The sequence below is a fragment of the Limosilactobacillus secundus genome (assembly GCF_020784695.1).
GTDB lineage: Bacteria > Bacillota > Bacilli > Lactobacillales > Lactobacillaceae > Limosilactobacillus > Limosilactobacillus reuteri_F.
The window spans coordinates 1-552 of the sequence record NZ_JAJGUA010000018.1; the positions used below are offsets into that span (position 1 = coordinate 1).

Below are 552 nucleotides of genomic sequence, written 5' to 3' on the forward strand. Positions count from 1 at the left end.
AGGATACACCAGTGCCATACAACCCAATCGTTAATGATCAAACAGCTGTTGTTAATTATGTTGACCAAGATAACAACAATGCTCAGATCGCAACTTCCGGTAACTTGACTGGTAAGCCCGGTAGTGTAATTAACTACAGTACGGCTGATCAAATTAAGCAACTGGAAGCACGAGGTTATGTGCTGGTCAGTGATGGGTTCCCAGCAGGCGCAGTATTTGACAATGATGACAATACTACTCAAACTTACACCGTTGTCCTGAAGCACGGAACCACGACGTTCAAACCGGATAAGCCAGGTACACCGGGTGAACCAATAAACCCTAACTACCCAGACGGCCCGAAGGTAACCAATGAAGATGTTGACTACCTTAAGGATGTTAAGTTTACTGTCCACTATGTTGGTGCAGGAAACGATAACCCAGCTGACAACGTGCAAAACGCGCAATGGACTCGTTCTATTACGGTTGACAATGTGACTGGCAAGATTATCAGCTCCACAGAATGGGTAAGCAACAAGGGAAGTTATGATGGCGTTAAGACCCCAGTTGTTA

The 552-nt window shown here is 45.3% G+C and carries 1 protein-coding gene; it reads left to right on the forward strand.

The window, feature by feature from the left end; genetic code table 11:
* A partial coding sequence (locus tag LMB57_RS00455; protein ID WP_418887467.1) for a mucin-binding protein occupies window positions 1–552 on the forward strand: 552 nt, incomplete at both ends.